20 protein-coding genes are annotated in these 22,786 nt (G+C 68.0%); 11 read left to right on the top strand and 9 right to left on the bottom strand.

The window, feature by feature from the left end; translation table 11 throughout:
• Positions 1 to 41: 41 nt before the first annotated feature.
• Both AC1KAR_RS07895 and AC1KAR_RS07890 read left to right on the top strand, forming a co-directional pair.
• Positions 42 to 362, top strand: coding sequence for a hypothetical protein (locus tag AC1KAR_RS07895; protein WP_480316217.1), 321 nt, complete (start codon positions 42 to 44; stop codon positions 360 to 362).
• Positions 363 to 567: 205 nt separating this feature from the next.
• Entirely contained in the window at positions 568 to 777 is a 210-nt protein-coding gene (locus AC1KAR_RS07890) for a hypothetical protein (protein WP_480316216.1), read from the top strand.
• Between the two features lie 37 nt (positions 778 to 814).
• Here the strand turns inward: AC1KAR_RS07890 and AC1KAR_RS07885 are convergent, their stop codons facing one another.
• Complete coding sequence (locus tag AC1KAR_RS07885; RefSeq protein WP_480316214.1) at positions 815 to 1,933, bottom strand: 5-methyltetrahydropteroyltriglutamate--homocysteine S-methyltransferase; 1,119 nt, start codon at positions 1,931 to 1,933, stop codon at positions 815 to 817.
• 159 nt (positions 1,934 to 2,092) lie between these two features.
• Here AC1KAR_RS07885 and AC1KAR_RS07880 point away from each other — a divergent pair, with 159 nt between their 5' ends.
• From AC1KAR_RS07880 to AC1KAR_RS07845, 8 genes are all read left to right on the top strand, one after another.
• Positions 2,093 to 3,193, top strand: a complete 1,101-nt coding sequence (locus AC1KAR_RS07880) for an aromatic ring-hydroxylating dioxygenase subunit alpha (protein WP_480316212.1) — start codon at positions 2,093 to 2,095, stop codon at positions 3,191 to 3,193.
• Positions 3,190 to 3,951 carry a GntR family transcriptional regulator gene (locus AC1KAR_RS07875; RefSeq protein ID WP_480316210.1) on the top strand — a complete coding sequence of 254 codons (762 nt, stop codon included), beginning with the start codon at positions 3,190 to 3,192 and terminating at the stop codon, positions 3,949 to 3,951. The genes AC1KAR_RS07880 and AC1KAR_RS07875 overlap by 4 nt, the downstream gene beginning before the upstream one ends.
• A 26-nt stretch (positions 3,952 to 3,977) precedes the next feature.
• Positions 3,978 to 4,964: a PDR/VanB family oxidoreductase gene (locus AC1KAR_RS07870; RefSeq protein ID WP_480316208.1), complete on the top strand. Its 987-nt coding sequence runs from the start codon at positions 3,978 to 3,980 to the stop codon at positions 4,962 to 4,964.
• Positions 4,965 to 5,107: 143 nt separating this feature from the next.
• Positions 5,108 to 6,283 (top strand): ABC transporter substrate-binding protein, encoded by a 1,176-nt coding sequence (locus AC1KAR_RS07865; RefSeq protein ID WP_480316206.1) that lies wholly within the window; start codon positions 5,108 to 5,110, stop codon positions 6,281 to 6,283.
• Between the two features lie 186 nt (positions 6,284 to 6,469).
• Positions 6,470 to 7,330 (top strand): branched-chain amino acid ABC transporter permease, encoded by an 861-nt coding sequence (locus AC1KAR_RS07860; RefSeq protein ID WP_480316204.1) that lies wholly within the window; start codon positions 6,470 to 6,472, stop codon positions 7,328 to 7,330.
• Positions 7,327 to 8,313, top strand: coding sequence for a branched-chain amino acid ABC transporter permease (locus tag AC1KAR_RS07855; RefSeq protein ID WP_480316202.1), 987 nt, complete (start codon positions 7,327 to 7,329; stop codon positions 8,311 to 8,313). Before AC1KAR_RS07860 ends, AC1KAR_RS07855 begins: the two co-directional genes overlap by 4 nt.
• Positions 8,310 to 9,065 (top strand): ABC transporter ATP-binding protein, encoded by a 756-nt coding sequence (locus tag AC1KAR_RS07850; RefSeq protein WP_480316199.1) that lies wholly within the window; start codon positions 8,310 to 8,312, stop codon positions 9,063 to 9,065. The genes AC1KAR_RS07855 and AC1KAR_RS07850 overlap by 4 nt, the downstream gene beginning before the upstream one ends.
• Positions 9,058 to 9,765, top strand: a complete 708-nt coding sequence (locus AC1KAR_RS07845) for an ABC transporter ATP-binding protein (RefSeq protein ID WP_480316197.1) — start codon at positions 9,058 to 9,060, stop codon at positions 9,763 to 9,765. The genes AC1KAR_RS07850 and AC1KAR_RS07845 overlap by 8 nt, the downstream gene beginning before the upstream one ends.
• Before the next feature lie 461 nt (positions 9,766 to 10,226).
• On the opposite strand, the gene AC1KAR_RS07840 is transcribed toward AC1KAR_RS07845, so the two are convergent.
• From AC1KAR_RS07840 to AC1KAR_RS07825, 4 genes are all read right to left on the bottom strand, one after another.
• Positions 10,227 to 11,630, bottom strand: coding sequence for a right-handed parallel beta-helix repeat-containing protein (locus tag AC1KAR_RS07840; protein WP_480316195.1), 1,404 nt, complete (start codon positions 11,628 to 11,630; stop codon positions 10,227 to 10,229).
• Positions 11,631 to 11,842: 212 nt separating this feature from the next.
• Positions 11,843 to 13,033, bottom strand: a complete 1,191-nt coding sequence (gene pobA, locus AC1KAR_RS07835; RefSeq protein WP_480316193.1) for a 4-hydroxybenzoate 3-monooxygenase — start codon at positions 13,031 to 13,033, stop codon at positions 11,843 to 11,845.
• Between the two features lie 10 nt (positions 13,034 to 13,043).
• Positions 13,044 to 13,868: an IclR family transcriptional regulator domain-containing protein gene (locus tag AC1KAR_RS07830; protein WP_480316191.1), complete on the bottom strand. Its 825-nt coding sequence runs from the start codon at positions 13,866 to 13,868 to the stop codon at positions 13,044 to 13,046.
• Positions 13,869 to 14,009: 141 nt separating this feature from the next.
• Entirely contained in the window at positions 14,010 to 14,483 is a 474-nt protein-coding gene (locus AC1KAR_RS07825) for an Lrp/AsnC family transcriptional regulator (RefSeq protein ID WP_480316189.1), read from the bottom strand.
• 119 nt (positions 14,484 to 14,602) lie between these two features.
• Between AC1KAR_RS07825 and rocD the strand changes: the two genes are divergently transcribed.
• Positions 14,603 to 15,877: an ornithine--oxo-acid transaminase gene (gene rocD, locus AC1KAR_RS07820; protein ID WP_480316187.1), complete on the top strand. Its 1,275-nt coding sequence runs from the start codon at positions 14,603 to 14,605 to the stop codon at positions 15,875 to 15,877.
• Positions 15,878 to 15,897: 20 nt separating this feature from the next.
• On the opposite strand, the gene AC1KAR_RS07815 is transcribed toward rocD, so the two are convergent.
• From AC1KAR_RS07815 to pcaF, 4 genes are all read right to left on the bottom strand, one after another.
• Positions 15,898 to 16,698 carry a response regulator transcription factor gene (locus AC1KAR_RS07815; RefSeq protein WP_480316185.1) on the bottom strand — a complete coding sequence of 267 codons (801 nt, stop codon included), beginning with the start codon at positions 16,696 to 16,698 and terminating at the stop codon, positions 15,898 to 15,900.
• Between the two features lie 141 nt (positions 16,699 to 16,839).
• Complete coding sequence (locus AC1KAR_RS07810) at positions 16,840 to 18,003, bottom strand: NAD(P)/FAD-dependent oxidoreductase (protein ID WP_480316183.1); 1,164 nt, start codon at positions 18,001 to 18,003, stop codon at positions 16,840 to 16,842.
• A 5-nt stretch (positions 18,004 to 18,008) separates the two neighbouring features.
• Positions 18,009 to 21,416: a LodA/GoxA family CTQ-dependent oxidase gene (locus tag AC1KAR_RS07805; protein WP_480316181.1), complete on the bottom strand. Its 3,408-nt coding sequence runs from the start codon at positions 21,414 to 21,416 to the stop codon at positions 18,009 to 18,011.
• 120 nt (positions 21,417 to 21,536) lie between these two features.
• Positions 21,537 to 22,742: a 3-oxoadipyl-CoA thiolase gene (gene pcaF / locus AC1KAR_RS07800; RefSeq protein WP_480316179.1), complete on the bottom strand. Its 1,206-nt coding sequence runs from the start codon at positions 22,740 to 22,742 to the stop codon at positions 21,537 to 21,539.
• Positions 22,743 to 22,786: the final 44 nt, after the last annotated feature.

Genomic DNA, 22,786 nt, shown 5'->3' with positions numbered 1-22,786 from the left:
GACCGGCGGGCGGTGCGGCCCGTGTTTCTCGGAGTGATGTGGTGCTTGGCCTGGTGAGTGCGCTCTATGCGCTGTTTGGGGTGGTCTTCGTGGCCGGCTACGTGCCGCAGGTGCGTGCCGTCTGGCGCAGCCGCAACGGGGCGGCCGATGTGTCGCTGGGCACCTGGGCGTTGTGGAGCACGTCGTCGACCGTCTCGATGCTCTACGCATCGCTCGTCCTCAAGGACTGGCGCTACGCCTTTGTGTGCATGGGCAACATGGCCGGCTGCTACGCCGTGACGGGCGCGGTGCTGCTGCGCAGACAGCGCGACCGCGCCGGCCGAGCGCCGGCGCACTCCGAGCTCGCCGCCAGCGGCGCCTGACCGCGGCGGCAGTTCGCTTTGCGTGCGGCCGGGTTTCCACCGCCGCTGCGTGCCTCGGTTGGTGAGCCACTTTTCGGAGACAGCATGAGCGTGCAATCGTTCGCGGTACGCGGCACAGGCACGGCTCGTGAGAGCGCGTGGGCTCCAGATAATCCGTGTCGTTTTCAACTCCTGTGCGTGCACAAGAAGAGTCGGCCCGGATTCCATGCAACACAACACGACCTTGTGGCGAGTGGCCTACGAACGCGGCGCCTCATTGCAGTGCACGGGATTCCAGGCGGGCCCGTGGCACCCTGACCGCGGCCACGTCGAGCGCTGCGCCGAAAGCCTGCGCCAGCTCGGTCACGCGGCCTTCGTGCAAAACAACCAGGAACTCCTGGCGAACGTGCGCGGGGTGCAAAAGCAGCGCGCCTGAGGCGCTGCCCTTGCTGGCCTGCCGCCGCGCGGCGGCCTCAGCCGCCCCAGACCTCGCGCGCCGTTTCCACCACCAGCTTCAACTTGTTGCGCTGCGCTTCCACGGCGATGTTGTTGCCGTGCACGGTCGATGAAAAGCCGCACTGCGGGCTCAGGCACAGCTGCTCCATCGGCGCGTACTTGGCAGCCTCGTCGATGCGACGCTTGAGCGTGTCCTTGCTTTCCATGTCGCCGAACTTGGTGGTCACGAGCCCCAGCACCACCGTCTTGCCCTTGGGCAGGTAACGCAGCGGGCGGAAGTCGCCCGAGCGGTCGTCGTCGTACTCGAGGAAGTAGGCGTCGAGGTTCATCTCCGACAGCAGCGCCTCGGCCACCGGCTCGTAGTTGCCGGCCGCCGCGTGCGTGCTCTTGAAGTTGCCGCGGCACAGGTGCATCGCCAGCGTCATGCCGGCGGGCTTTTGTGCCACCACCAGGTTGATGAACTTGGCGTAGCGGTGCGGCAGCTCATTCGGGTCGTCACCGCGTTGGCGAGCGGCCTCGCGCATCTTCTCGTCGCACAGGTAGGCGAGGTTGGTGTCGTCCATCTGGACGTAGGTGCAGCCGGCGGCGGCGAGCGAGCGCAGCTCGTCGCCGTAGGCGTTGGCCACGTCCTGGTAGAAGCTCGGCTCCAGCTCGGGGTAGGCCTCGCGGCTGATGCCGGCGCGGCCGCCGCGGAAGTGCAGCATCGTCGGCGATGGGATCGTCACCTTGGCCGTGCTGCCGGGGGCAAGCTGGCTCTGCAGGTATTGGAAGTCGGCGAGCTGGATGTCCTTCACGTGCTTCACCTTGTCGATCACGCGCATCACCGGCGGGGCCAGCTCTTCGGTGCCGTCCGGGCGAATGATGGTCACCGGGATGTCGGTCTTCACCCCACCGATCTGTTCGAGAAAGTCGACGTGGAAGTACGTGCGGCGGAACTCGCCGTCGGTGATCGACTTCAGGCCCACGTCTTCCTGGAACTTCACGATCTCGGTGATGCACTCGTCTTCGACCGTGCGCAGCTCGCTGGCCGAGATTTCGCTCTTGGTCTTTTTCTCGCGGGCTTCGAGCAGGCGTTTGGGGCGCAGGAAGCTGCCCACGTGGTCGGCGCGAAAGGGTGGGGTCGTGCGGCTGGTCATTCGTTGTCTCCAGGAGGCAGTGAACCGCGAATATTAGTCATCGCGCTGTGCGATGAATACACTGATCGCCAAAAACAAAGGGTAAACCCTTGTTTCGTGGGGTTTGGGCCGGTGAATAGACTTTCTCTGTATACAACGCGTATTCAGAAAGCCGCCGCCATGACATCCGCCACCGCCTCCGCGCTCGCCACCTTCCCGCTCAACGCCTGGTACGCCGCCGCCTACGACGTGGAGGTGAAACCGGCCTTGCTGAGCCGCACCATCTGCGGCCAGAAGATCGTGATGTTCCGGCGCAAGGATGGCTCGGTGGCCGCCCTCGAAGACGCCTGCTGGCACCGCCTGCTGCCGCTCAGCAAGGGCACGCTGCATGACGACGAGATCACCTGCGGCTACCACGGCCTCGTGTTCAACGGCGATGGCCGCTGCACCCACATGCCCTCGCAGGAGACCATCAATCCCTCGGCCTGCGTGCGTGCGTTCCCGGTGGTGCAGAAGCACCGCTTCATCTGGGTCTGGCCCGGCGACCCTGCGCTCGCCGATGAATCGAAGGTGCCCGACCTGCACTGGAACGACCACCCCGACTGGGCCGGCGACGGCAAGCTGATCACGGTGAAGTGCGACTACCGCCTGGTGCTCGACAACCTGATGGACCTGACGCACGAGACCTTCGTGCACGGCTCGTCCATCGGCCAGCGCGCCGTGGCCGAGGCGCCCTTCGTGGCCACCCATGGCGACAAGACCGCGACCGTTACGCGCTGGATGGAGAACATCGACGCGCCGCCCTTCTGGGCCGGGCAGCTGAAGCACGCCACGGGCTACGAGGGCAAGGTCGACCGCTGGCAGATCATCCGCTTCGAGGCGCCGTGCACCATCGCCATCGACGTGGGCGTGGCGCCCACGGGCACCGGCTCTCCGCAAGGCGATCGCTCGAAAGGCGTGAACGGCTTCGTGCTCAACACCATCACGCCCGAGACCGCCACCACCTGCCATTACTTCTGGGCCTTCGCGCGCAACTATTCCTTAAGCGAGCAGCGCCTGACGCACGAGTTGCGCGAAGGCGTGGCGGGCATCTTCCGGGAGGATGAATTCATTCTCGAAGCGCAACAACAGGCCATCGACGAACACCCGGGCTACACCTTCTACAACCTCAACATCGACGCAGGCTCGATGTGGGCGCGCAAGCTGATCGACAAGATGGTGCAGAAGGAGGCGCCGCCTCCGGGTTCACCGAAAGTGATCCCGCTGCGGACCGCCGCATGAGCAAGCTCGAAGCGGTCGAAGACGCAGGCACCTCGCAGACCGTGCGCGTGCAGCTCAAGCTGCGCGAACTGATCGTCGGCGGCGAGTTGAAGCCCGGCAGCCGCATCGCCGAGCTCACCCTCGTGGACCTGCTCGGCGCCTCGCGCACGCCCATCCGCATGGCGCTGGTGCGGTTGCAGGAAGAAGGCCTGCTCGAAGCGCTGCCCAACGGCGGCTTCGCGGTGAAGGATTTCTCCGAGGCCGACATCCACGACGCGATCGAAGTGCGCGGCACGCTCGAAGGCCTGGCTGCGCGCCTGGCCGCCGAGCGCGGTGTGACTTCGGTGCTGCTGGCCGAAGCCCGTGATTGCATCGCCCGCATCGACGACCTGCTGGCGCTGCCCGAGCTGAGCGAAGACCAGTTCAACGGCTATGTCGAGCAGAACGGCCGCTTCCACGACCTGCTGTGCGAGATGTCGGGCAGCGCGCTCCTCTCGCGCCAGCTCGACCGCGCGAAGACGCTGCCCTTCGCTTCGCCCAACGGCTTCGTGATGGCGCGCTCCACCGGCCCCGATGCGCGCGACATCCTTGTCGTCGCACAGGCCCAGCACCGTGCCGTGCTCGACGCCATCGTGCAGCGCGAGGGCGCGCGCGCCGAAGCCCTGATGCGCGAACACGCGCGCATCGCCCACCAGAACCTCAGGCAGGCCCTGCAAAGCCACCAGAGCCTGCAGAAGCTGCCCGGCGCGAGCCTGATCCGCCGCCGCGCAGGGCGTTGACGCCACGCGATAGGAAAGTCCACACCATGAAGAACAGCCAAGCCTGGCACCCCGCGCACATCCGCGCCCACCGCGACCTGAGCCCAACCGTGCGCGAGTTCGAGATCCGCCCCGAAGGCGGCGTGAAGCCCTGGACGGTGGGCAGCCACCTGAAGGTGCAGGTGGTGATCGACGGCCGCACCGAGACGCGCTCTTATTCGCTCGTCGGCCAACCCGACCCCCACGTGTACCGCATCGCCGTCAAGCGCGCCGAGCCCGGGCGCGGCGGCTCTCGCCACATGTGGGGGCTGGAGGCCGGCGCCGAGTTGTCGATCGGCGAGCCCAACAACCACTTCGAGCTGCTGCGCGGTGCGCCGCAGGTGCTGCTGGTGGCCGGCGGCATCGGCATCACGCCGCTCGTCGGCATGGCGCAGATGCTCGTGGCGCAAGGCGCCGACGTCCGCATGCGCTACGCCGCACGCTGCGGCGACGAACTGGTCTACGCCGATGAATTGCAGCGCGCGCTGGGCGAGCGCCTGCAGACCTTTTGCAGCGAGGCCGGCGAGCGCCTGAGCCTGGAGCGTGAGATCGCCGCGCTCGCACCCGGCGCGCAAATGCTCGTGTGCGGCCCGCTCGCCATGCTCGACGCCGCCCGCGCAGCCTGGCACGGCGCCGGCCGCCCCCCGGCCGACCTGCGCTTCGAGACATTCGGCAACAGCGGCCACCACGAGGCGCAGCCGTTCTGGGTGGAGCTGCCGCGCCACAAGCTGCGCATCGAGGTGCCGGCCGACCGCAGCCTGCTCGACGTGCTGAGCGAAGCCGGTGTGGAGACGCTCTCCGACTGCTGCAAGGGCGAGTGCGGCCTGTGCGCGATGGACGTGATCTCGGTGCAGGGCGACATCGACCACCGCGATGTGTTCTTCAGCCCGCACGAGCACCAGGCCAACCAGCGGCTGTGCGCCTGCGTGTCGCGCGTCAGTGGCGGAGGCGTGGTGCTCGACACCGCCTACCGCGCCGAGACGCTGCCCGCGTGAGGCAGATTGCACACATGCCCATTTTTTGTGAGCTGAGTCACTGCCATGCCACTACGGCATAGCTGCTAGTCACACACCCCGATTGCAGAACGCTGCGCGCTTGGCGCACAGTCGGCCCCACCCGAATCCACGGAGACATCCTCATGCAAAAACGCCAGCTCCTGAAGGGGCTCATCCCCGTCGCGCTTGCACTGTCCGTGCCGCAAGCTTTCGCGCAGGCGGCCCCGTTCAAGATCGGCTTCATCCTGCCCATGACCGGCCAGTCGGCTTCCACCGGCCGCCAGATCGAGGCCGCCGCCAAGCTCTACATGGCGCAGAACGGCAGCACCGTGGCCGGCCGCAAGGTCGAACTCATCATCAAGGACGACGCCGGCGTGGCCGACTCCACCCGCCGCCTGGCGCAGGAACTGGTGGTCAATGACAAGGTCGACGTGCTGGCCGGCTTCGGCCTGACCCCGCTGGCCATGGCCACCGCGCCCATCGCCACGCAGAGCAAGACGCCGATGGTCGTGACGGCTGCCGCCACCTCGGCCATCACCAATGCCTCGCCCTACATCGTGCGCACCAGCTTCACGCTGCCGCAGGCTGCGGTCGCCATGGGCGAATGGGCCGGCAAGAACAAGATCAAGAAGGTCGTGACCCTCGTGGCCGACTACGCCCCCGGCATCGACGCCGAGAAGTACTTCAAGAGCCAGTTCCAGCTGAACGGCGGTGAGATCGTGGCCGAGATCCGCTCGCCACTGAAGAGCCCCGACTTCGCGCCCTTCCTGCAGAAGGTGCGTGATTCCAAGCCCGACGCGGTGTTCGTCTTCCTGCCCTCGGGCCAGGGCGCGGCCTTCATGAAGCAGTTCGCCGAGCGCGGCCTCGACAAGTCGGGCATCAAGCTGATCGGCACCGGCGACATCACCGACGACGACCAGTTGAACGACATGGGCGACGTGGCACTCGGCGTCGTGACCGCGCAGCACTACTCGGCTTCGCACAACTCGGCGCTGAACAAGAAGTTCGTGCAGTCCTTCGAGGCCGCCAACAAGTTCCGCCCCAACTTCATGGCGGTGGCGGGCTACGACGGCATGCGCGTGATCTACAAGGCGCTCGAAGCCACCAAGGGCAAGGGCGGCGGCGACGAACTGCTGGCCGCGATGAAGGGCCAGGTCTTCGAGAGCCCGCGCGGGCAGGTCATGATCGATGCGCAGACGCGCGACGTGGTGCACGACATCTACATCCGCAAGGTCGAGCGCGTGGGTGGCCAGCTGTGGAACCAGGAGTTCGACGTGCAGAAGGCCGTCAAGGACCCGGGCAAGCTCGGCGCCAAGTAAGCCTTCCAGGCTGATCGCGCATCAAACGCCGCTCAGCCTGTCTCCGCGCACGCCACCCTCCCCGCTCAGTCCACAGCCCGCTCAGCCTGAGGTATTGAAGGCCTGCACCATGCTTCAACCGAGCGGGCTTTCGATACCTCAGGCTGAGCGGACGGTGGTGTGCGCCGTCCCCGCCATGTTTTCCTCATGCTGACCCTCCTCTTCGACGGCATCGCCTACGGCATGCTGCTGTTCGTTCTCTCCGTGGGCCTCGCGGTGACCATGGGGTTGATGAACTTCATCAACCTCGCGCACGGCGCCTTCGCGATGGCCGGTGGCTACACCACCGTGCTGCTGATGAACCGCCTGGGCGTGCCGTTTCTCGCCACGCTGCCGATCGCGTTCCTGTTCACGGCGGTCCTGGGTGCCGCCTTCGAGCGCACGCTGTACCGCCCGATGTACAACCGCCCGCACCTGGACCAGGTGCTGTTCTCCATCGGCCTGGTGTTCATGGCGGTGACGGGCGTGGACTACATCATCGGCTCGCAGCAGCAGATGATCTCGGTGCCCGAATGGCTGCAGGGCCGCTTCGACCTGGCCGACGTGGGCATCGGCAAGTACCGCCTCTTCATCATCGTCGTGTGCGGGCTGCTGACGGTGGCGCTGCAGATGGTCCTCAGCCGCACCCGTTTCGGCAGCCGCTTGCGCGCCGCGGTCGATGACCCGCGCGTGGCGCAGGGCCTGGGCATCAACGTGAGCCAGGTCTTTCTGCTGACCTTCGCGGTGGGCTCGGGCCTGGCCGGGCTGGGCGGCGCGCTGGGCGCCGAGGTGCTGGGCCTGGAGCCGATCTTCCCGCTCAAGTTCATGGTGTATTTCCTGATCGTGGTGTCGGTGGGCGGCACCACCACCATCACCGGCCCGCTGCTCGCGGCGCTGCTGCTGGGCATCGCCGACGTGTTCGGCAAGTACTACGCGCCCAAGCTCGGCGCCTTCATCGTCTACGCCTTGATGATTGCGATCCTCACCTGGCGCCCGCAGGGCCTGTTCGGCCAGAAGGGCTCGAAATGAGCGCCGGCACCGCATTGGACAAGGTGCGCGCCTCGCTGCGCGCCAACGCCGGCTGGCGCTGGTGGGAGATCGCGCTCGGCGTGGTCGCGCTGGCCTCGGTGTTTTTCTCGGGCAGCCACGCGCTGCTGCTGAACGAGATCGCGATCCTGGCGCTGTTCGCGGTCTCGCTCGACCTGATCCTCGGTTACGCCGGCATCGTGTCGCTCGGCCATGCCGCCTTCTTCGGATTCGGTGCCTACGTGGCCGGGCTGTTCGCCAAGTCCGTGATGCCCGACCCACTGGTTGGGCTGGTGGTGGCGGTGGCGGCGACCTCGGTGCTGGGCGCCGTGTGCAGCGTGCTCATCATGCGCGGCTCCGACCTCACCCGGCTGATGATCACGCTCGGCGTGGCCGCGGTGCTGTACGAGCTCGCCAACAAGCTCGACTGGCTGACCGGCGGCGCCGACGGCCTGCAGGGCGTGATGATGGGCCCGCTGCTCGGGCACTTCGAGTTCGATCTCTACGGCAAGACGGCCTATGCCTACAGCCTTGCAGTGCTGGCGATCTGCGTGCTCATCACGCGGCGCGTGGTGCACTCGCCCTTCGGCTACTCGCTCAAGGCGCTGCGCGACAACCGCCTGCGCGCCACGGCCATCGGCCTGTCGGTGCACCTGCGGCTGGTGGCGGTGTACACGCTGGGCGCGGCGATCGCCGGTGCGGCCGGCGCGCTGATGGCGCAGACCTCGGGCTTTGCCTCGCTCGACGGCTTCGAGTTCCACCGCAGCGCCGACCTCGTGCTGGTGCTGGTGATCGGTGGCACGGCCTACCTCTACGGCGGCATCTTCGGCGCGATCATCTTCAAGCTGCTGCACGACGTGATCTCCGCGTGGACGCCGCAGTACTGGACCTTCTGGCTCGGCCTGTTCCTGGTGGTGCTGATGCTGGTCGGGCGTGAACGTTTGATCCGCCCGTGGACCTGGTTCAAGCGCGGAGGTGGCGCATGAGCACCATCGTGCTGGAAACCCACAACCTGTTGAAGCGCTACGGCGGCATCGTCCCGACCAACGATGTCTCGCTCAAGGTCGAGAAGGGCGCGCGCCATGCGCTGATCGGCCCCAATGGCGCCGGCAAGACCACGCTTGTGAACCTGCTCACCGGCGTGGTGGAACCCACCTCGGGCCGCATCTCGCTCGACGGGCAAGACATCACCAAGCTCGCCCCGCATCAGCGCGTGCGCCGCGGCATCGTGCGCACCTTCCAGATCAACCAGCTCTGGAACGAGCTCACGCCGCTGCAATCGCTCGCGCTCACGGTGAGTGCGCAGCTCGGCATCAGCGCGCGCTGGTGGAAGCCGCTGGGCAGCGACCCACGCGTGGCCGAGCGCTGCGCCGTGCTGCTCAAGCAGTTCCGCCTCGACGACGTGATGGACCAGCAGGTCAAGCACCTCGCCTACGGCAAGCGCCGCCTGCTCGAGATTGCCACCGCCATTGCCAGCGAGCCGCGCGTGCTGCTGCTCGACGAGCCGGTGGCCGGCGTGCCCGAGGGCGAGCGTCAGGAGATCTTCGACACCATCAACGCGCTGCCGCCGGAGGTGACCATCCTCCTGATCGAACACGACATGGACCTCGTCTTCAACTTCGCCCGCACGGTGACCGTGCTGGTCAACGGCTCGCTGTTCGCAGAGGGCGACGTGGCGAGCATCTCCACCGATCCGCGCGTGAAGGCGGTCTACCTCGGCGAGGGCGGCCATGGCTGAACTGTTGAAGGTCGAAGGCCTGAAGTCGGGCTACGGCGAAGCGGTGGTGGTGCAGGGCATCGACCTCGCGCTCGAAGCCGGCCAGTCGCTCGCGCTGCTGGGCCGCAACGGCACCGGCAAGACGACGCTGATGAACACGCTGGTGGGCGTGACGCGCCGCCATGCCGGGCGCATTTGGCTCGGTGGGCAGGAGATCACGAACTTGCCGCCACACCACCGCGCCGCCGCCGGCATCGGCTGGGTGCCGCAGGAGCGCAACATCTTCAAGTCGCTCACGGTGGACGAGAACCTGACGGCCGTCGCACGGCCGGGGCCGTGGACGGTGCAGCGCGCGTACGAGATGTTCCCGCGCCTGGCCGAACGCAAGTCGAACATGGGCAACCAGTTGTCGGGCGGCGAGCAGCAGATGCTGGCCGTGGCGCGAGCGTTGGTGTTGAACCCGAAGCTGCTGCTGCTGGACGAGCCGCTCGAAGGCCTCGCACCGATCATCGTGGAAGAACTGCTGCGCTCGATCGCCCGCGTGGTGCGCGACGAAGGCATGTCGGCCATCATCGTGGAGCAAAACCCGCGCATGATCCTGCCGATCACGCACCAGGCGGTGGTGCTGGACCGGGGGTCGGTGGTGCATCGGGATGAGAGTGCGGCGCTGCTGGCGGCGCCGGAGCAGTTGGAGCGGTGGTTGGCGGTGGCGAAGGGATGAGTTCCGGTTTGGTGGTGTGGCGCATCGCATCAGGCTGCACTGCACTGCATGGTGTCGCATGACGAGAACCGCCCAGCCTGACCCTTCGACAGGCTCAGGACGGGGTCCGCTTCGCGGATCGAAGGCCCGTGCCTGCAGTCGCATGCCGCAGCGGATCACTGCGTGAGGCTGTTGCCGGGATGTGCGCCCGGCGGCGCAGTCACTTTCTCTTGCTTGCCCAAGAGAAAGTAACCAAAGAGAAGGGCACCCCGTTCGCCGGTCCGCCTAGGGCGGACTTCTCTGCGCTGCTCGGTCTTAGGGGCTCGCGCCGAACTCGCTACGCGGCCTTCGGCCGCTGCGCTCGGACAGCGGCGCGAAGTCAGAGGTCGGGCATCGGGCATCGGGCATCGGGCATCGGGTATCGGGTATCGGGTATCGGTTCGCTTCGCTTCGCTTCGCCTTGTCGTTCGAGAGGGGCCAACTCAACGGGCGCAGATGCCTGAGCTCGCCTCGGCTCCCGTCCGGATCACATTGCCTGTGTTCGAGAACGTGCCTGCGTTGATCGCAATGACGAACTGGCTGCCCTGGCTCGCGTAGGTGCTGCACAGGGTGTTGCCACGCACCGTGGCTGTGTCATCCACGTCGTCGCCGAGGTGGCCGCGTGATGTGACGTTCGCGCCCAGCACCACGGGGCTCAGGTTTCTGCCCTGTGTGTTGATCAGCAGGTTGTTCTCGATCAGCGGCCCCTGCGAGGCGCCCACGCAGATGCCGCAGCCCACGTTCGCGACCGTGTTGTTGCGCAGGACCACGCGGCGGAAGTACTCGGCCGAGTCATAGCCCGGTGTGATCGAGAAACCGTAGCAGCCGTCGGTGCCTGCCTGGTGGTTGATGGTGTTGCCTTCGATCAGCAGGTCGTCCCACTGGCCGTGCACGGTGACGTTGCCGCCGCGGCAGGTGCGCGAATCGGGCGGGTTGCCGTCGGCGCACGGTGCGCGCGTGCAGACCGAGTTGGAGGTGAATGTGTTGTTGCGGATCACGCCGTGCGTGCCGTGCCCGCCCAGGTAGATCGCGTGGCTGAAGCCGCTGCCCGAAAAGTTGTTGGCTTCGAAGTGGTTGCCTTCGAAGCTGAGGTTGTTCGAGCTCCCCAACATGCCCATGTCCGAGTTGTGATGGATGTGGTTGGCGCGCACCGCCACGTTGCCGATCGGGCTGTCGTTCTGGAAGTGCAGCCCGATCTGGAAGCCGGTGATCTCGAGGTTCTCGATCAGGATGTCGTGCGAGCGGTTGCGCAGGTGCACACCCCATTGCACGGTGCCGCCGCCGTCGAGCTTGAGGTTGCGGATCATGTAGCCGCCCGAGTCTTCGGTGCGGTTGTAGTGGCTGGTCTGGAAGGCATAGAACGTGCCGCCCGCCGTGATCCAGGGCCGCGCGGTGCCGCCCCAGGCGGGTGCGTAGCTGTCGAACACCAGCGGCGCGGCGACGGTGACGTTCAGGTTGTGCACCTGCACGTTGAAGCCCGTCCACGCGCCACCGCGGGCGAACAGGATCTGGCTGCCCGCGGGCAGTGTGTCGAGGTTGATGCCGGCGAGCGTGCGCTTGGGCGCAGACGCGCTGGTGCCGGCATTGCTGTCGTTGCCGGCCACGCAGCCCGCGCTGGCGCCTGCCTGGCAGTCGGACAGGTAGTACACGATGGCGCCCGCCGGCGGTGTGGGCGGCGGCGTGGGGATGGGCGACGGCGTCGGCACCACGTCCACCGGCGCTGGCGTCTGCTGCGCAGGCGCCGCGGTTTCGTCGTCACCACCTGAGCCGCAGGCGGCGAGCAGTGCGGTGGCGGCGATGAGGGCCAGCACCCGCAGGTGTTGTCGGCCAGGCTGTTGTTGCTTCATGTCGGTCTCTCCCTTGTGCGCGGCATCGTGCCCGAAGGCCGCGCAGGCAAGGGGTTACCAACTGAAAGCTACGCCAGTGCGGGCAACAGATCCGGAATTTGTTGGCAGGGCGCCAAGGCTCGCCGGGCGTCGGCGAGGGAGCGAGGGCCGCAGCATGGGGGCGCGAAACTCCTCTGTGCAGTGCCCTCTGATTGGTGGGGGATCACACCGCCCTACGCCTCCAGCGGCAACCCCACGTAGTTCTCCGCCAGCGATGTCATGGCTGCCTGCGAACCGAGCAGGTAGTCGATCTCGGCCTCCTGGATCTTCTGGCCGAACTCGCCGCCGTCCGGGAACTTGTGCATCAGCGAGGTGAACCACCACGAGAAGCGCACGGCCTTCCACACGCGCCGCAGCGCGCGGCCGCTGTAGGCGTCGAGCCCGGCAGGGCTCTTGTCCTGGTAGTGCTCGATCAGGCCGAGGGCCAGGTAGTGCACGTCGCTCGCGGCGAGGTTCAAGCCCTTGGCGCCGGTGGGCGGCACGATGTGCGCCGCGTCGCCCACGAGAAACAGGCGGCCGAAGCGCATGGGCTCGGCGACGAAGCTGCGCAGCGGCGCGATGCTCTTCTCGATCGACGGGCCGATGACCATGCTCTCGGCGGCCTCGGGGTCGAGGCGGTAGCGCAGTTCGTCCCAGAAGGCGGCGTCGCTCCAGTTCTCGACCTTGTCGTCGAGCGCGCACTGGATGTAGTAGCGGCTGCGCGTGTTGGAGCGCATGCTGCACAGCGCAAAGCCGCGCTCGTGGTTCGAGTAGATCAACTCGTGAGCCACCGGCGGCACGTCGGCCAGCACGCCCAGCCAGCCGAAGGGGTAGACACGCTCGTAGGTCTTCAGCGCCGAGGCCGGCACGCTGGCGCGGCTCACGCCGTGGTAGCCGTCGCAGCCCGCGATGTAGTCGCACTGGATCTCGTGCGTGCGGCCGTCCTTCATGTAGGTCACGGTGGGCGCATTGCCGTCGAAGCCGTGCACCTGCACGTTCTCGGCTTCGTACACGGTCTTGGCGCCCCAGCTGGTGCGCGCGTCCATCAGGTCGCGGGTGAGTTCGGTCTGGCCATAGACCATCACGTCCTTGCCCCCAGTGAGCGCGTGCAGGTCGATGCGGTGGTGCGAGTTGCGGTAGCCGAGGTTGAAGCCTTCGTGCACCAGCCCTTCGGCATGCATGCGCTGGCCCAGGCCCAGCCGGTCCATCAGGTCGACGGTGCCTTGCTCCAGCACGCCGGCGCGGATGCGGCCGAGCACGTAGTCGGGGCTGCGCTGCTCCAGCACGATGGCGTCGACACCCGCCTGGTGCAGCAAGGCGCCGAGCAGCAGGCCCGAGGGCCCGGCGCCGACGATGGCGACTTGAACGCGTTGCGGCGTGCTCATGGCCGCCCCGTCAGAGCGTGCTGCGCATGCCGGCCTGCGCTTGCAGCAATGGCGGCAGGCAGGTCTCGATCAGTTGCGCAGCGCTCACGCGCGAGGCTTGCACGCTGATGTTCATGGCCGCGAGCACTTCGCCGCGAAAGTTCTTCAGCGGGACGGAGATGGTGCGCAGCCCCAGTTCGAACTCCTGGTCGACGATGGCGTAGCCCTTGTTGCGCGCGTGCTCGATCGCCTCGCGCAGTTGCTGCGGGTCAGTGACGGTGTGCGGCGTGCGTGCCTCGAACTTCTGCTGGGCCAGCCACGCGTCGAGTTCGGCCGGCGTCTTGGCGCCGAGCAGCACGCGGCCGTTGGCGGTGCAGTAGGCCGGCACGCGCGTGCCGGGCTGCAGCGTGGCCGAGACGAGGCGGCCGGCCTCGGTGGCGGCGATGCAGATCACGTCATTGCCTTCGAGCACTCCGGCCGACGAGGCCTCTTTCAACGCGTAGGCGAGCTTGTGCAGGTCGGGCTGCACGATGCGCGGCAGCCGTGCCGAGTGCATGTAGCTCTGGCCCAGGCGCAGCACCTTGGGGCTGAGCGAGTACATGCGGCGGTCGCTTGTCACGTAGCCCAGGTATTCGAGCGTGATGAGGTAGCGGCGCGCCGCGGCGCGGGTCAGGCTGCAGCGGGTGGCGACTTCGCTGATCGTGAGCCGCGGGCGGTCCTGGTCGAAGGCTTCGATCACCGCCAGGCCCTTTTCCAGGCCGGCGATCAGGTCGCGCTTGTGCGGCCCGTCGACGGCGTCGGTCGCCGAGGTCTCCAGGCTGAACGGGTAGGTGTCGGAAGAATCGAGGGAGGACATGGCGGCGCCAGATGGGCTTGGGTGGGATCAATATAGTTATTGACCATACGCAAAGCCATCGCTATTCGCCGCCTTCGTGCGATTGGCGGATCAATCAAGCGCATTTGTACTGCAATGCAGGCTCTGGGACCCCCGCCGGGATCACAGGTCGACCGGCAGAGCAGAGGGCGCCTTGATCTCCTCCAGGCAGATCATCGAGCGCACGTCATCCACGCCGGGTACCTGCATCAGCTGGTCGGTGAGGAACTGGCTCAGGCTCTTGAGGTCGCGTGCCACCACCTTGAGTAAGTAATCGCTGTCGCCAGAAACCGTGTGGCATTCAAGGATCTGCGGGAAGGTGCGAATGTCCGCCTCGATCTCGCGCACCCGCCCGAACTGCCCGCCGTCGATGTTGAGGCTCACGTAGGCCATCACGCCCAGGCCCAGCGCCTGGGGTGCCACCAGAGCGCGGTAGCCGCGAACGACGCCGCGTTCTTCGAGTGCGCGCACCCGACGGAAGCACTGCGGGGCCGACAAGTGCACCTGCGCCGACAACTCCACGTTGCTGGCGCGGCCGTCGGCCTGGAGTGCCGTGAGAATCTTGCGGTCCAGGGCGTCGAGTTCTGTTTCTGGCATATGTGCTTCCATTTCAGTGCATGTTTCATGCGCCATGGAGTCTATGTATGCAATAAATGGAATGCAAATTTCGCCAGGCCTTGCCTAGACTGTCTGGGATGACCCGCAAGGACACACCCATGACGACTGCTGCCCGTGCCACGGCGCTACGCCAGCGTGCGCGCGCCACCTCGGCGATCGACCTCGAAGCCCGCCACGGCGCCCACAACTACCACCCGCTGCCGGTGGTGCTCACCCGCGGCGCGGGTGTTCATCTGTTCGACGACACCGGCCGCCGCTATATCGACATGATGTCGGCCTACTCTGCCGTAAGCTTTGGCCACAGCCACCCGGTGCTGGTGAACGCGCTGACCGAGCAGGCGCAGCGGCTGGCCGTCACCAGCCGGGCCTTCCACACCGACCAGCTCGGCGGGTTTCTCGAACTCCTGTGCCGGCTGACCGGCATGCCACGCGCCTTGCCGATGAACAGCGGCGCCGAGGCGGTTGAAACCGCCATCAAGGCGGCCCGCAAATGGGCCTACAAGGTGAAGCGGGTGCCCGAGGGCCGGGCGCAAATCCTGGTGGCTGAAGGCAACTTCGCCGGGCGCACCACCACCATCGTCGGCTTCTCGAGCGAGGCCCAGTACCGCGACGGTTTCGGCCCCTTTGCCCCCGGTTTCGCCAGCGTGCCCTATGGCGACGCCCTGGCCCTCGAGGCGGCCATCACGCCCGAGACTGCGGCCTTCCTGGTCGAGCCCATCCAGGGCGAAGCCGGCATCGTGGTGCCGCCGCCGGGCTACCTGCGCGCGGTGCGCGAGATCTGCACGCGCCACCACGTGCTGCTGATCTGCGACGAGGTGCAGACCGGGCTTGGCCGCACCGGTGCACTGCTGGCTTGCGACCACGACGGCATCCGCCCCGATGGCCTGGTGCTCGGCAAGGCGCTCGGCGGCGGGCTGCTGCCGGTGAGCGCCTTTTTGGCGCGTGACGACGTGATGGCACTCTTCACTCCCGGGGACCATGGCAGCACCTTCGGCGGCAACCCGCTGGCCGCGGCCGTGGGGCGGGCTGCGCTACAGCTCCTCGAAGACGGCACGCTGGCACAGCGCGCCCACGAGATGGGCGAGTACCTGATCGCGCGGCTGCATGCGCTTGGCCACGCGGCCATCACCGAGGTGCGCGGGCGTGGTCTTCTGATCGGCGTGGAGATCGACCCGGCGTTCGCTTCGGCGCGCGAGGTGTGCGAGGCGCTGATGCACGAGGGCGTGCTCACCAAGGACACGCACGACACGGTGGTGCGCCTGGCGCCGCCCCTGGTGATCGAACGTGCGCAGATCGACGCGGCGGTCGATGCGTTGCGGCGCGTGCTGAACACGCTTGATGTAGCGCGTTCGAAGCCTGCGGTGGCGGCTTGACGGGGCGCTGACCGAGCGGCTCAGTCGCAGCCCACGAAGGCTGCGAACAACTCGCTCTTGAAGTGCAAGCCCATGCGCTCGAAGGCGCGGCGGCGGTAGGTCTTGACGGTGGCCACCGTGAGGCCGAGGTCGGCCGCGATGCCGTCGTAGCTCAGGCCTTGCAGCAGCCGCGCGCACACGTCGAGCTCGCGCGCCGGCATGGCTTCGTACCGACGCTGCAGTGCGCTTCGCAGTTGAGCCAGGTCGGGGCGTGACGGCGCAGTGGCATCCGTCAAGGCGATGTGCCGGCGCACCGTGGCCAGCAGGCCGACGGCGAGGTGCTCGAAGTTCTCCAACTCCCCCGGACCGAACGCGCCCTGGTGCTCATGGTGATAGAGGTTGACGGCCAGCACCGAGCCATCGGCCTGCGGCTCGACCACCGACAGCCGCTCGCACATGCCGTGGCGCTGGTAGATGGCGTCGCGGTGTGCCGGGTTGTTGAACTCGCGCGCCGCAAGCCGCAGCATCAGCGCCTGGCCGCGGGCCGCGGGGGCGTGCGCCGCGTCGAAGCTGCGGTCGCTGCGGTACAGGCCCTCTTGGTAGGCGCGGAAGCAATCGCGCGTCGTGTCTTGCACGCCGTGGCTCGACGACAGGTGAAGCACCGGCGCGCGATCGCGCCAGACGCTGTAGACCGCCCACGACGCCGCATTGAGCGCGCCGTTCACGCTGGCCAGCGCGCTGCCGGCGAACGCGGTGCTGCCGATGGCGCCAATCACGCCGGCCAAGCTGGCCTGCACACCGTGCCGGGTAACGCCTTGCGGCTCGATCTGCCAGGACTGCATTGCTCTGCCTCGTGCTTACAGGGACACCTGCAGCGAAGTCTAGGCAGGCCCCGTGGCGCTGCAATCGGGGCTGACCCCGCACCGATTTCCATCCCACGGCTGCCTGGGCTGCAGATCGCCCCGGCGTGCGGGCGCGGCCGGCTACGCGAATTCGAGCTGCGGCGGGTGGGCGGCCACTGTCATGCCGGGGCCGCCGCGGCGCTGCCAGAAGGGGCTGTTGAACCGCGACTCTGCCGCGTAGTAATGGGCTCGCTCGATCAGGAACTGGCTGCATTCGGCATCGCGCTCGGCCTCGTACGCTGCAAGCGGGGCGCGCCAGTCGGCATGCCCTGCGGAAATCACGTGCTGCACCGCCTGCGCGGCGGCCTGTGCCATGTGCAGGGAGCGCAGCACCCCGCTGCCCGACACCGGGTCGACCGCGAGTGCCGCGTCGCCGACCGCAAGCCACGGCCCCTGTGCCTGCGCCGGGTCCTGACGCAGCCGCTGGCTGTGCGCGCAATGCACCTGCGGCGCGGAGTCGCAGCGGGCCGCGCCCAGGCGCTGCCGGGTCAGCGGGGCATCGGCCAGCGCCGCATGCCATCCCGGAGCGCGGCCGAGGGCCTGACGAGCGCACAGGTCTGCGTCGGTCATGAGCATGGCCACCATGTCGCCCGAGGGCAGTGGCGCGGAGTACCACCAGCCCTCGCGGGTGGTTTCGACCAGCAGGTGGCCCTGCTCGCTGCGGGGCGCGCCTCGCCAGCGCACCGCCACACCCACCAGGCCATCGAAGCGCAGCCGCCGGGCGCCCAGGGCGCGTGCGATCTGGGCGCGCCGGCCGGTTGCGTCGACGACGACCCTTGCGCGCAGTGGCGCCGCGGCCGCATCGGTGGTTTGCAGCACCCACGTATTGCCGTCGTTGTCGAAGTTCAAACCGCGAAGCCCGGTGCCCTCACAAAGTTGCGCACCGCTGGCGCGCGCGGCCTGGGCGAGCAGGCGGTCGAAGGCGGCGCGGTCGACGTGCCAGCCGCAGCCCCAGGGGCTTTGAAGGTGGCTGTGCGACTGCGCCTGCACCTCGCCCCACACGCTGCGCGTGCCCCACGAGGGCAAGGGGCCGAGCGCGAGGAAATCGCTCCAGAGGCTCAGCGCGCGCAGGGCCGGCTGGACGTCCGGGGCGAGGCTCTCGCCGATGCGCGGCGCATCAATGCGGCTGCGCTCGAGCAGCAGCACGCTCAGCCCGGCCTGCGAGGCGCGGCGGGCGGTGGCCGCGCCGGCGGGGCCGGCGCCGACGATGGCCACATCGAACACGGTGTCGTGCGTCGCCGGCATGGTCGTCAGCCGTCCTGCCGCGGATCGCCCTTGCGGCCATGGCTGCAGTGGCCATCGAGGCATTTGCGCAGCGCGTCGAGGTTCAGGCCAGCCGCCTGCAGACGCTTTTCGAGTTCGGGCTCGATGAGCGCACCCCGCTTGAGCAGGCATTCGAGCAACTCGCACAGCGAGCCCTGGCTGCCGCCGGGCCGCCCGCCGTGGCCGGTGCTCGCGTCTGCATCGCGATCGCCACCACGCCAGACGGCGGCCGTGAGGCTGCGCTCTCGCGTGAAGGGCAGGCCGCGGCGGGTCTTGCCGTGTGCTCGCACCCGCAACTGGTAGGTGCCCACGCTGCCCGCCGCGAACTCGGCTGCGTACAGGCCGGGCTCGATGAGGTGGAAGGCGACCGTGGCCATGCTGCGGTCGGGCCGCGTCAGCTCGGCCCAGACCGTGGCTGCGCCGTCGAGCGGCAGGCCCGATTGCGTGAGCGTGGCCTGCACCTTCATCAGCGCGCCGGGCTCGTAGCCGCTTTGCTGCATCTCGGCGCGCAAGGACACGCTGGAGTAGCTGTGCACGATCAGGCTGTAGGGCAGGGTGCGGCGCCCGCCGCTTGACGCGGCCATGTCGGTTGCAGCCACCAGGTCGGCCGCGCGCCCGCTGCCGACACCTTGCGCCAGCGCGAACTGGCGCTGCAGCTCGGTGGGCATGCCCGCCGCCTGCAGGGTGCGCTGCCGCGTCGCGGGGCTGGCGTGCAGGCCCCGCAGGATGGAGAGGTCGACGCCGTCTTCGCTGCCTTCGCTCGGCCGCGTGCGCGGCTTGCCGATGGTCAGCAGCGCGTGCCAGGTGCCGCCCTGGTCGAAGCGGTTGGCCACCAGCTGGGTGGGCAGCACGAGGCGGTAGTAACTCACCTCCTTGCCCAGCACGTAGCGCATGGCCGGCTCGCTCAGCGCTCGCCAGGGTTCGAGGATCAGACCGGTCGGCGTCTGCAGGCGGAAGTCGATCGAATGCACATAGGGGCTGAGCAGGATCACGTCGACACCGTTGTCGGCGTCGGTCAGCTGGAACGGGATGCGGTGCACCGCGCCGGGCACCAGCTGCCCGTCGGGGTCGAGCACGATTTCGGCGTTGCTCACGCCGGCCAGAATCTGCAGGAAGTATTTCTGCAGCAGGAAGCGCTTGTCGGTGTCGATGGCCCCGGTGATCAGCAGGAAGCCGCCGTTGTTGCCCGAGATGTTCTGCAGCGCGGCGGCGCTGGTGTTCTGTGGCGTGCCCAGCCCGATGGCGTAGGTGAGCTCGTTGATCGAGCCGGCCACGTCGGCGATGTAGCGGTCGCTGTTCTCCACGCCGTCGGTCAGCACGGTGAGGGCCTTCACGTCGAAGGCTCCGGCGTTGTCGAGAATGTTGCGCCCTTCGAAGATGCCGTCGCCGATGGAGGTGGCGCCAGCCGGGTCGAAGCTGTTGCCGCGGATCAGGTCGATGGTGTTGCCGCGGTTGAGGTCGCTCACGCCGCCGCTGCCGAGCAGCACCACGGGCTGCACCACCTGGGCGTCGTGGTCGTAGCGAACCAGCCCCACGCCATCGCCTTCGAGCATCACGTCGACAAAGGTCTCGGCCGCCTGCTGCAGCGAGGCGTGCTTGCTCTGGCCGTCGCCGCGGTCTTCGGCCATGCTGCCCGAGCGGTCGAGCACCAGCGCCACCGCGGCCGTCTTGCGGGCCACCGTGTTGGCGTCGATCGTGATGTTCCAGGTCTGGCCGCTCACGGGTTCGCGCACCGTCACGTTCTGCGTCGGGATGGCCGAGGGCGCCGCGCCGGTGCGGTAGATCACCCACAGGCGCGCGGTGACGATCTCGCTGCCCGAGGTCGGGCCGACCGTCACGGTGGTGTTGCCCGGCACGAGCTGCGCATGCGTGAGGCCACCCCCCGGCGCGTACTCGAGCGTCACGGCACTGCCGGGCGAGCTGACTTCGAAGCTGATCGCCATCGGCTGCTCGCGCACCATGCCCATCGGGCCGCGCGGCACGTCGGCAAAGTTGAGGTAGGGCGTCAGCAGCGTGATGGATGCGGTGTCGCAGCGCTCCACTTCCACATGCGTGTTGCCTTGCTTGACCACAAACCCGAGCATGTGCCAGCGCGCCACCATGTCCTCGGAGCCGGTGATGCCACGCAGCCAGTCCTGGTAGGTGTTGGTGCCCTGCGGCTTGACCTGGTTGGGGCGCGGCACGGGCCACCAGTTCGTGCCGCAGGCGATGAAGTCGGCCTGCCACGGCAGCGCCATCGACGCGCTGATGGTGCCCGGCGCCACATTCGCGGCATCGATGCGAAATGCCTCCAGGTAGTTGCCTGCATCAAGGATCGGGCGGTTGCTTGCGTCCTTGCCGCCGGCTTCGATGCCGGGAAAGAACGCCGCGCCCACACACGCCTCCAGCGCCGCGCGGTCCAGTCCGGCGGGGGAGACATCGGCTTCGGGGGCGGGCACGCCGGCCCAGTCGTTGGTGAAGTTGTTGTTGTTCCAGCGCTCCATGTGCGCGAACTGCAGCGTCGTCAGGCCCGGGTCCGACCCGTTGATCGCGGGCATGTTGCTGTTGGGGCGCAGGCGGTTGAAGATCGCGTTGCGCTCGCCTTGGGCGACCACCGGGTCGGGCCATCCGTGAGCGCTGGTGTTGACGACCCACTTGATGTCGCGCGCACGTTGCAGGATCGGATAGACGTCGTCGGTGTACGAGGTGCTGGTGGGCGCGGTGGCGAGGTTGGCGCCGACCATGGCCTCGAAGATGCGGTCGTACAGCGTGGTCGCGCTGTCCTGGTGGGGCGAGAACTTCGGCGGCGTGGTGATGACCCAGGCCCCGACGACCGGTGGCGACGTGTTGGTCGCGCGCAGGGTGATGGTGGCCGTGACGGGCCCGTCGGCGATGTCGTCGTACCAGCCGGCATTCGCCCAGAAGTTGCCGATGCCATTGCCGGCAGGCGATGCGGCGCTGCCCGCGCCGCCAAGGACCAGCAGGCGGTTCTGCGTGTCGCTGCGCATCTCGCCCAGCGGCACTGTGGTGGCCGCCTGGCCCGAGAAGCGGATCTGGCCGGTGTCGAACAGTTGCTGCTGGTTGGGGCCGGTGGTGCTGCGCGCGCCGGGGTCGATGGTCAGGTCGGTGGCCGACTCGGAGTTGCCACGCCCGGGGTAGGCTGCCTTCTTGTTGACCAGGTGAACGGACCAGGTGATCTCCGCCTCGGCGTCGGTGATCTCTTCGACCGTGTTGTCGTCGTGGTGCGCGTAAATGCGAAAGCGCGCGGCTTGCCGCTTGACGCGGCATTGCGCGTCCTTGAAACCGCCGGTGGGCTCCGGGATCTCGCGCAGGCGTTCGGGCCCGATGAAGAACTCCGGGCTGTTGCCGATGCGGGCAACGCCGATCGCCGGATGGATGCGGTAGGTGGTGGCCATGTGTCGTCTCCCCTGAGGAACAAGCAGACGTGTGTCTGCGGTTCCTTCAGTAAATGCGCTGGAGACGGCTGGCTCAATCCCTAGTCGGTGGCTTCTCCCTACCTTGAAGGGTCTGCGCGATCAGACCCGCTCGATCACGATCGCGATGCCCTGGCCGACGCCGATGCACATCGTGCACAGCGCGTAGCGGCCACCGGTCTTGTGCAACTGGTTCACCGCGGTGGTGACCAGGCGCGCACCGCTCGCGCCCAGCGGGTGGCCGAGCGCGATCGCGCCGCCGTTGGGGTTGACGCGTGCATCGTCGTCCTTCAGGCCCAGGTCGCGCAGCACCGCGAGGCCTTGCGCGGCGAAGGCTTCGTTGAGTTCGATCACGTCGATCTGGTCGAGCTTCAAGCCGGTGAGCGCGAGCACCTTGCGCGTGGCGGGCGCCGGGCCCATGCCCATGATGCGCGGTGCAACGCCAGCGGTCGCCATGCCGACGATGCGCGCACGCGGCGTGAGGCCGTACTTGCCGGCGGCGGAGTCGGTGGCGAGCAGCAGGGCCACGGCGCCGTCGTTCACGCCCGAGGCATTGCCGGCGGTCACGCTGCCGTCGGGGCGCACCACGCCCTTCAGCTTGGCGAGGGCCTCGAGCGATGTTTCGCGCGGGTGCTCGTCCTTGTTCACGACGATCGGGTCGCCCTTCTTCTGCGCGATGGTCACCGGCGTGATCTCGGCATCGAAGAAGCCGCTCTTCTGCGCGGCCACGGCCTTGAGCTGCGAGGCGAGTGCCATGCGGTCCTGCGCTTCGCGCTCGATCTTGTAGTCGACCGCCACGTTCTCGGCCGTCTCGGGCATGGAGTCGACGCCGTACATCTCCTTCATCAGCTTGTTGACGAAGCGCCAGCCGATGGTGGTGTCGTACACCGCGTTGCTGCGGCTGAACGCGCTCTCGGCCTTGGGCATCACGAAGGGCGCGCGGCTCATGCTCTCGACACCACCCGCGATCATCAGTTGCGCTTCGCCAGCCTTGATGGCGCGCGCGGCGGTGCCCACCGCGTCCATGCCCGAGCCGCACAGGCGGTTGATCGTGGCGCCCGGCAACTCGATGGGCAAGCCGGCGAGCAGCGACGACATGTGCGCCACGTTGCGGTTGTCTTCACCGGCCTGGTTGGCGCAGCCGTAGATCACGTCGGTGATCGCGGCCCAGTCCACGTTCGGGTTGCGAGCCATCAGCGCCTTGAGCGGCACGGCGCCCAGGTCGTCAGCACGCACCGACGACAGTGCACCGCCGTAACGGCCGAAGGGGGTGCGAATCGCGTCGCAGATGAAGGCTTGCTGGGACATGTCGGCTCCTGAATGTGAGGGTGATTCTTGGAGCCGAATTATCC

The sequence above is a fragment of the Piscinibacter sp. PDB1-1 genome (assembly GCF_056675995.1).
The sequence above is the reverse complement of the archived record's forward strand: the minus strand, read 5'-3'. Positions and strand labels throughout refer to the sequence as shown.

Excerpts from the sequence above, each read along its gene's own strand:
- AC1KAR_RS07870 (WP_480316208.1), top strand. The coding sequence starts at position 3,978 with ATGAAGAACAGCCAAGCCTGGCACCCCGCGCACATCCGCGCCCACCGC.
- AC1KAR_RS07880 (WP_480316212.1), top strand. The coding sequence starts at position 2,093 with ATGACATCCGCCACCGCCTCCGCGCTCGCCACCTTCCCGCTCAACGCC.
- AC1KAR_RS07830 (WP_480316191.1), bottom strand. The coding sequence starts at position 13,868 with ATGTCCTCCCTCGATTCTTCCGACACCTACCCGTTCAGCCTGGAGACC.
- AC1KAR_RS07890 (WP_480316216.1), top strand. The coding sequence starts at position 568 with ATGCAACACAACACGACCTTGTGGCGAGTGGCCTACGAACGCGGCGCC.
- AC1KAR_RS07805 (WP_480316181.1), bottom strand. The coding sequence starts at position 21,416 with ATGGCCACCACCTACCGCATCCATCCGGCGATCGGCGTTGCCCGCATC.
- AC1KAR_RS07825 (WP_480316189.1), bottom strand. The coding sequence starts at position 14,483 with ATGCCAGAAACAGAACTCGACGCCCTGGACCGCAAGATTCTCACGGCA.
- AC1KAR_RS07875 (WP_480316210.1), top strand. The coding sequence starts at position 3,190 with ATGAGCAAGCTCGAAGCGGTCGAAGACGCAGGCACCTCGCAGACCGTG.
- AC1KAR_RS07885 (WP_480316214.1), bottom strand. The coding sequence starts at position 1,933 with ATGACCAGCCGCACGACCCCACCCTTTCGCGCCGACCACGTGGGCAGC.
- AC1KAR_RS07850 (WP_480316199.1), top strand. The coding sequence starts at position 8,310 with ATGAGCACCATCGTGCTGGAAACCCACAACCTGTTGAAGCGCTACGGC.
- AC1KAR_RS07840 (WP_480316195.1), bottom strand. The coding sequence starts at position 11,630 with ATGAAGCAACAACAGCCTGGCCGACAACACCTGCGGGTGCTGGCCCTC.
- rocD (WP_480316187.1), top strand. The coding sequence starts at position 14,603 with ATGACGACTGCTGCCCGTGCCACGGCGCTACGCCAGCGTGCGCGCGCC.
- pcaF (WP_480316179.1), bottom strand. The coding sequence starts at position 22,742 with ATGTCCCAGCAAGCCTTCATCTGCGACGCGATTCGCACCCCCTTCGGC.
- AC1KAR_RS07845 (WP_480316197.1), top strand. The coding sequence starts at position 9,058 with ATGGCTGAACTGTTGAAGGTCGAAGGCCTGAAGTCGGGCTACGGCGAA.
- AC1KAR_RS07865 (WP_480316206.1), top strand. The coding sequence starts at position 5,108 with ATGCAAAAACGCCAGCTCCTGAAGGGGCTCATCCCCGTCGCGCTTGCA.
- pobA (WP_480316193.1), bottom strand. The coding sequence starts at position 13,033 with ATGAGCACGCCGCAACGCGTTCAAGTCGCCATCGTCGGCGCCGGGCCC.
- AC1KAR_RS07860 (WP_480316204.1), top strand. The coding sequence starts at position 6,470 with ATGCTGACCCTCCTCTTCGACGGCATCGCCTACGGCATGCTGCTGTTC.
- AC1KAR_RS07810 (WP_480316183.1), bottom strand. The coding sequence starts at position 18,003 with ATGCCGGCGACGCACGACACCGTGTTCGATGTGGCCATCGTCGGCGCC.
- AC1KAR_RS07815 (WP_480316185.1), bottom strand. The coding sequence starts at position 16,698 with ATGCAGTCCTGGCAGATCGAGCCGCAAGGCGTTACCCGGCACGGTGTG.
- AC1KAR_RS07855 (WP_480316202.1), top strand. The coding sequence starts at position 7,327 with ATGAGCGCCGGCACCGCATTGGACAAGGTGCGCGCCTCGCTGCGCGCC.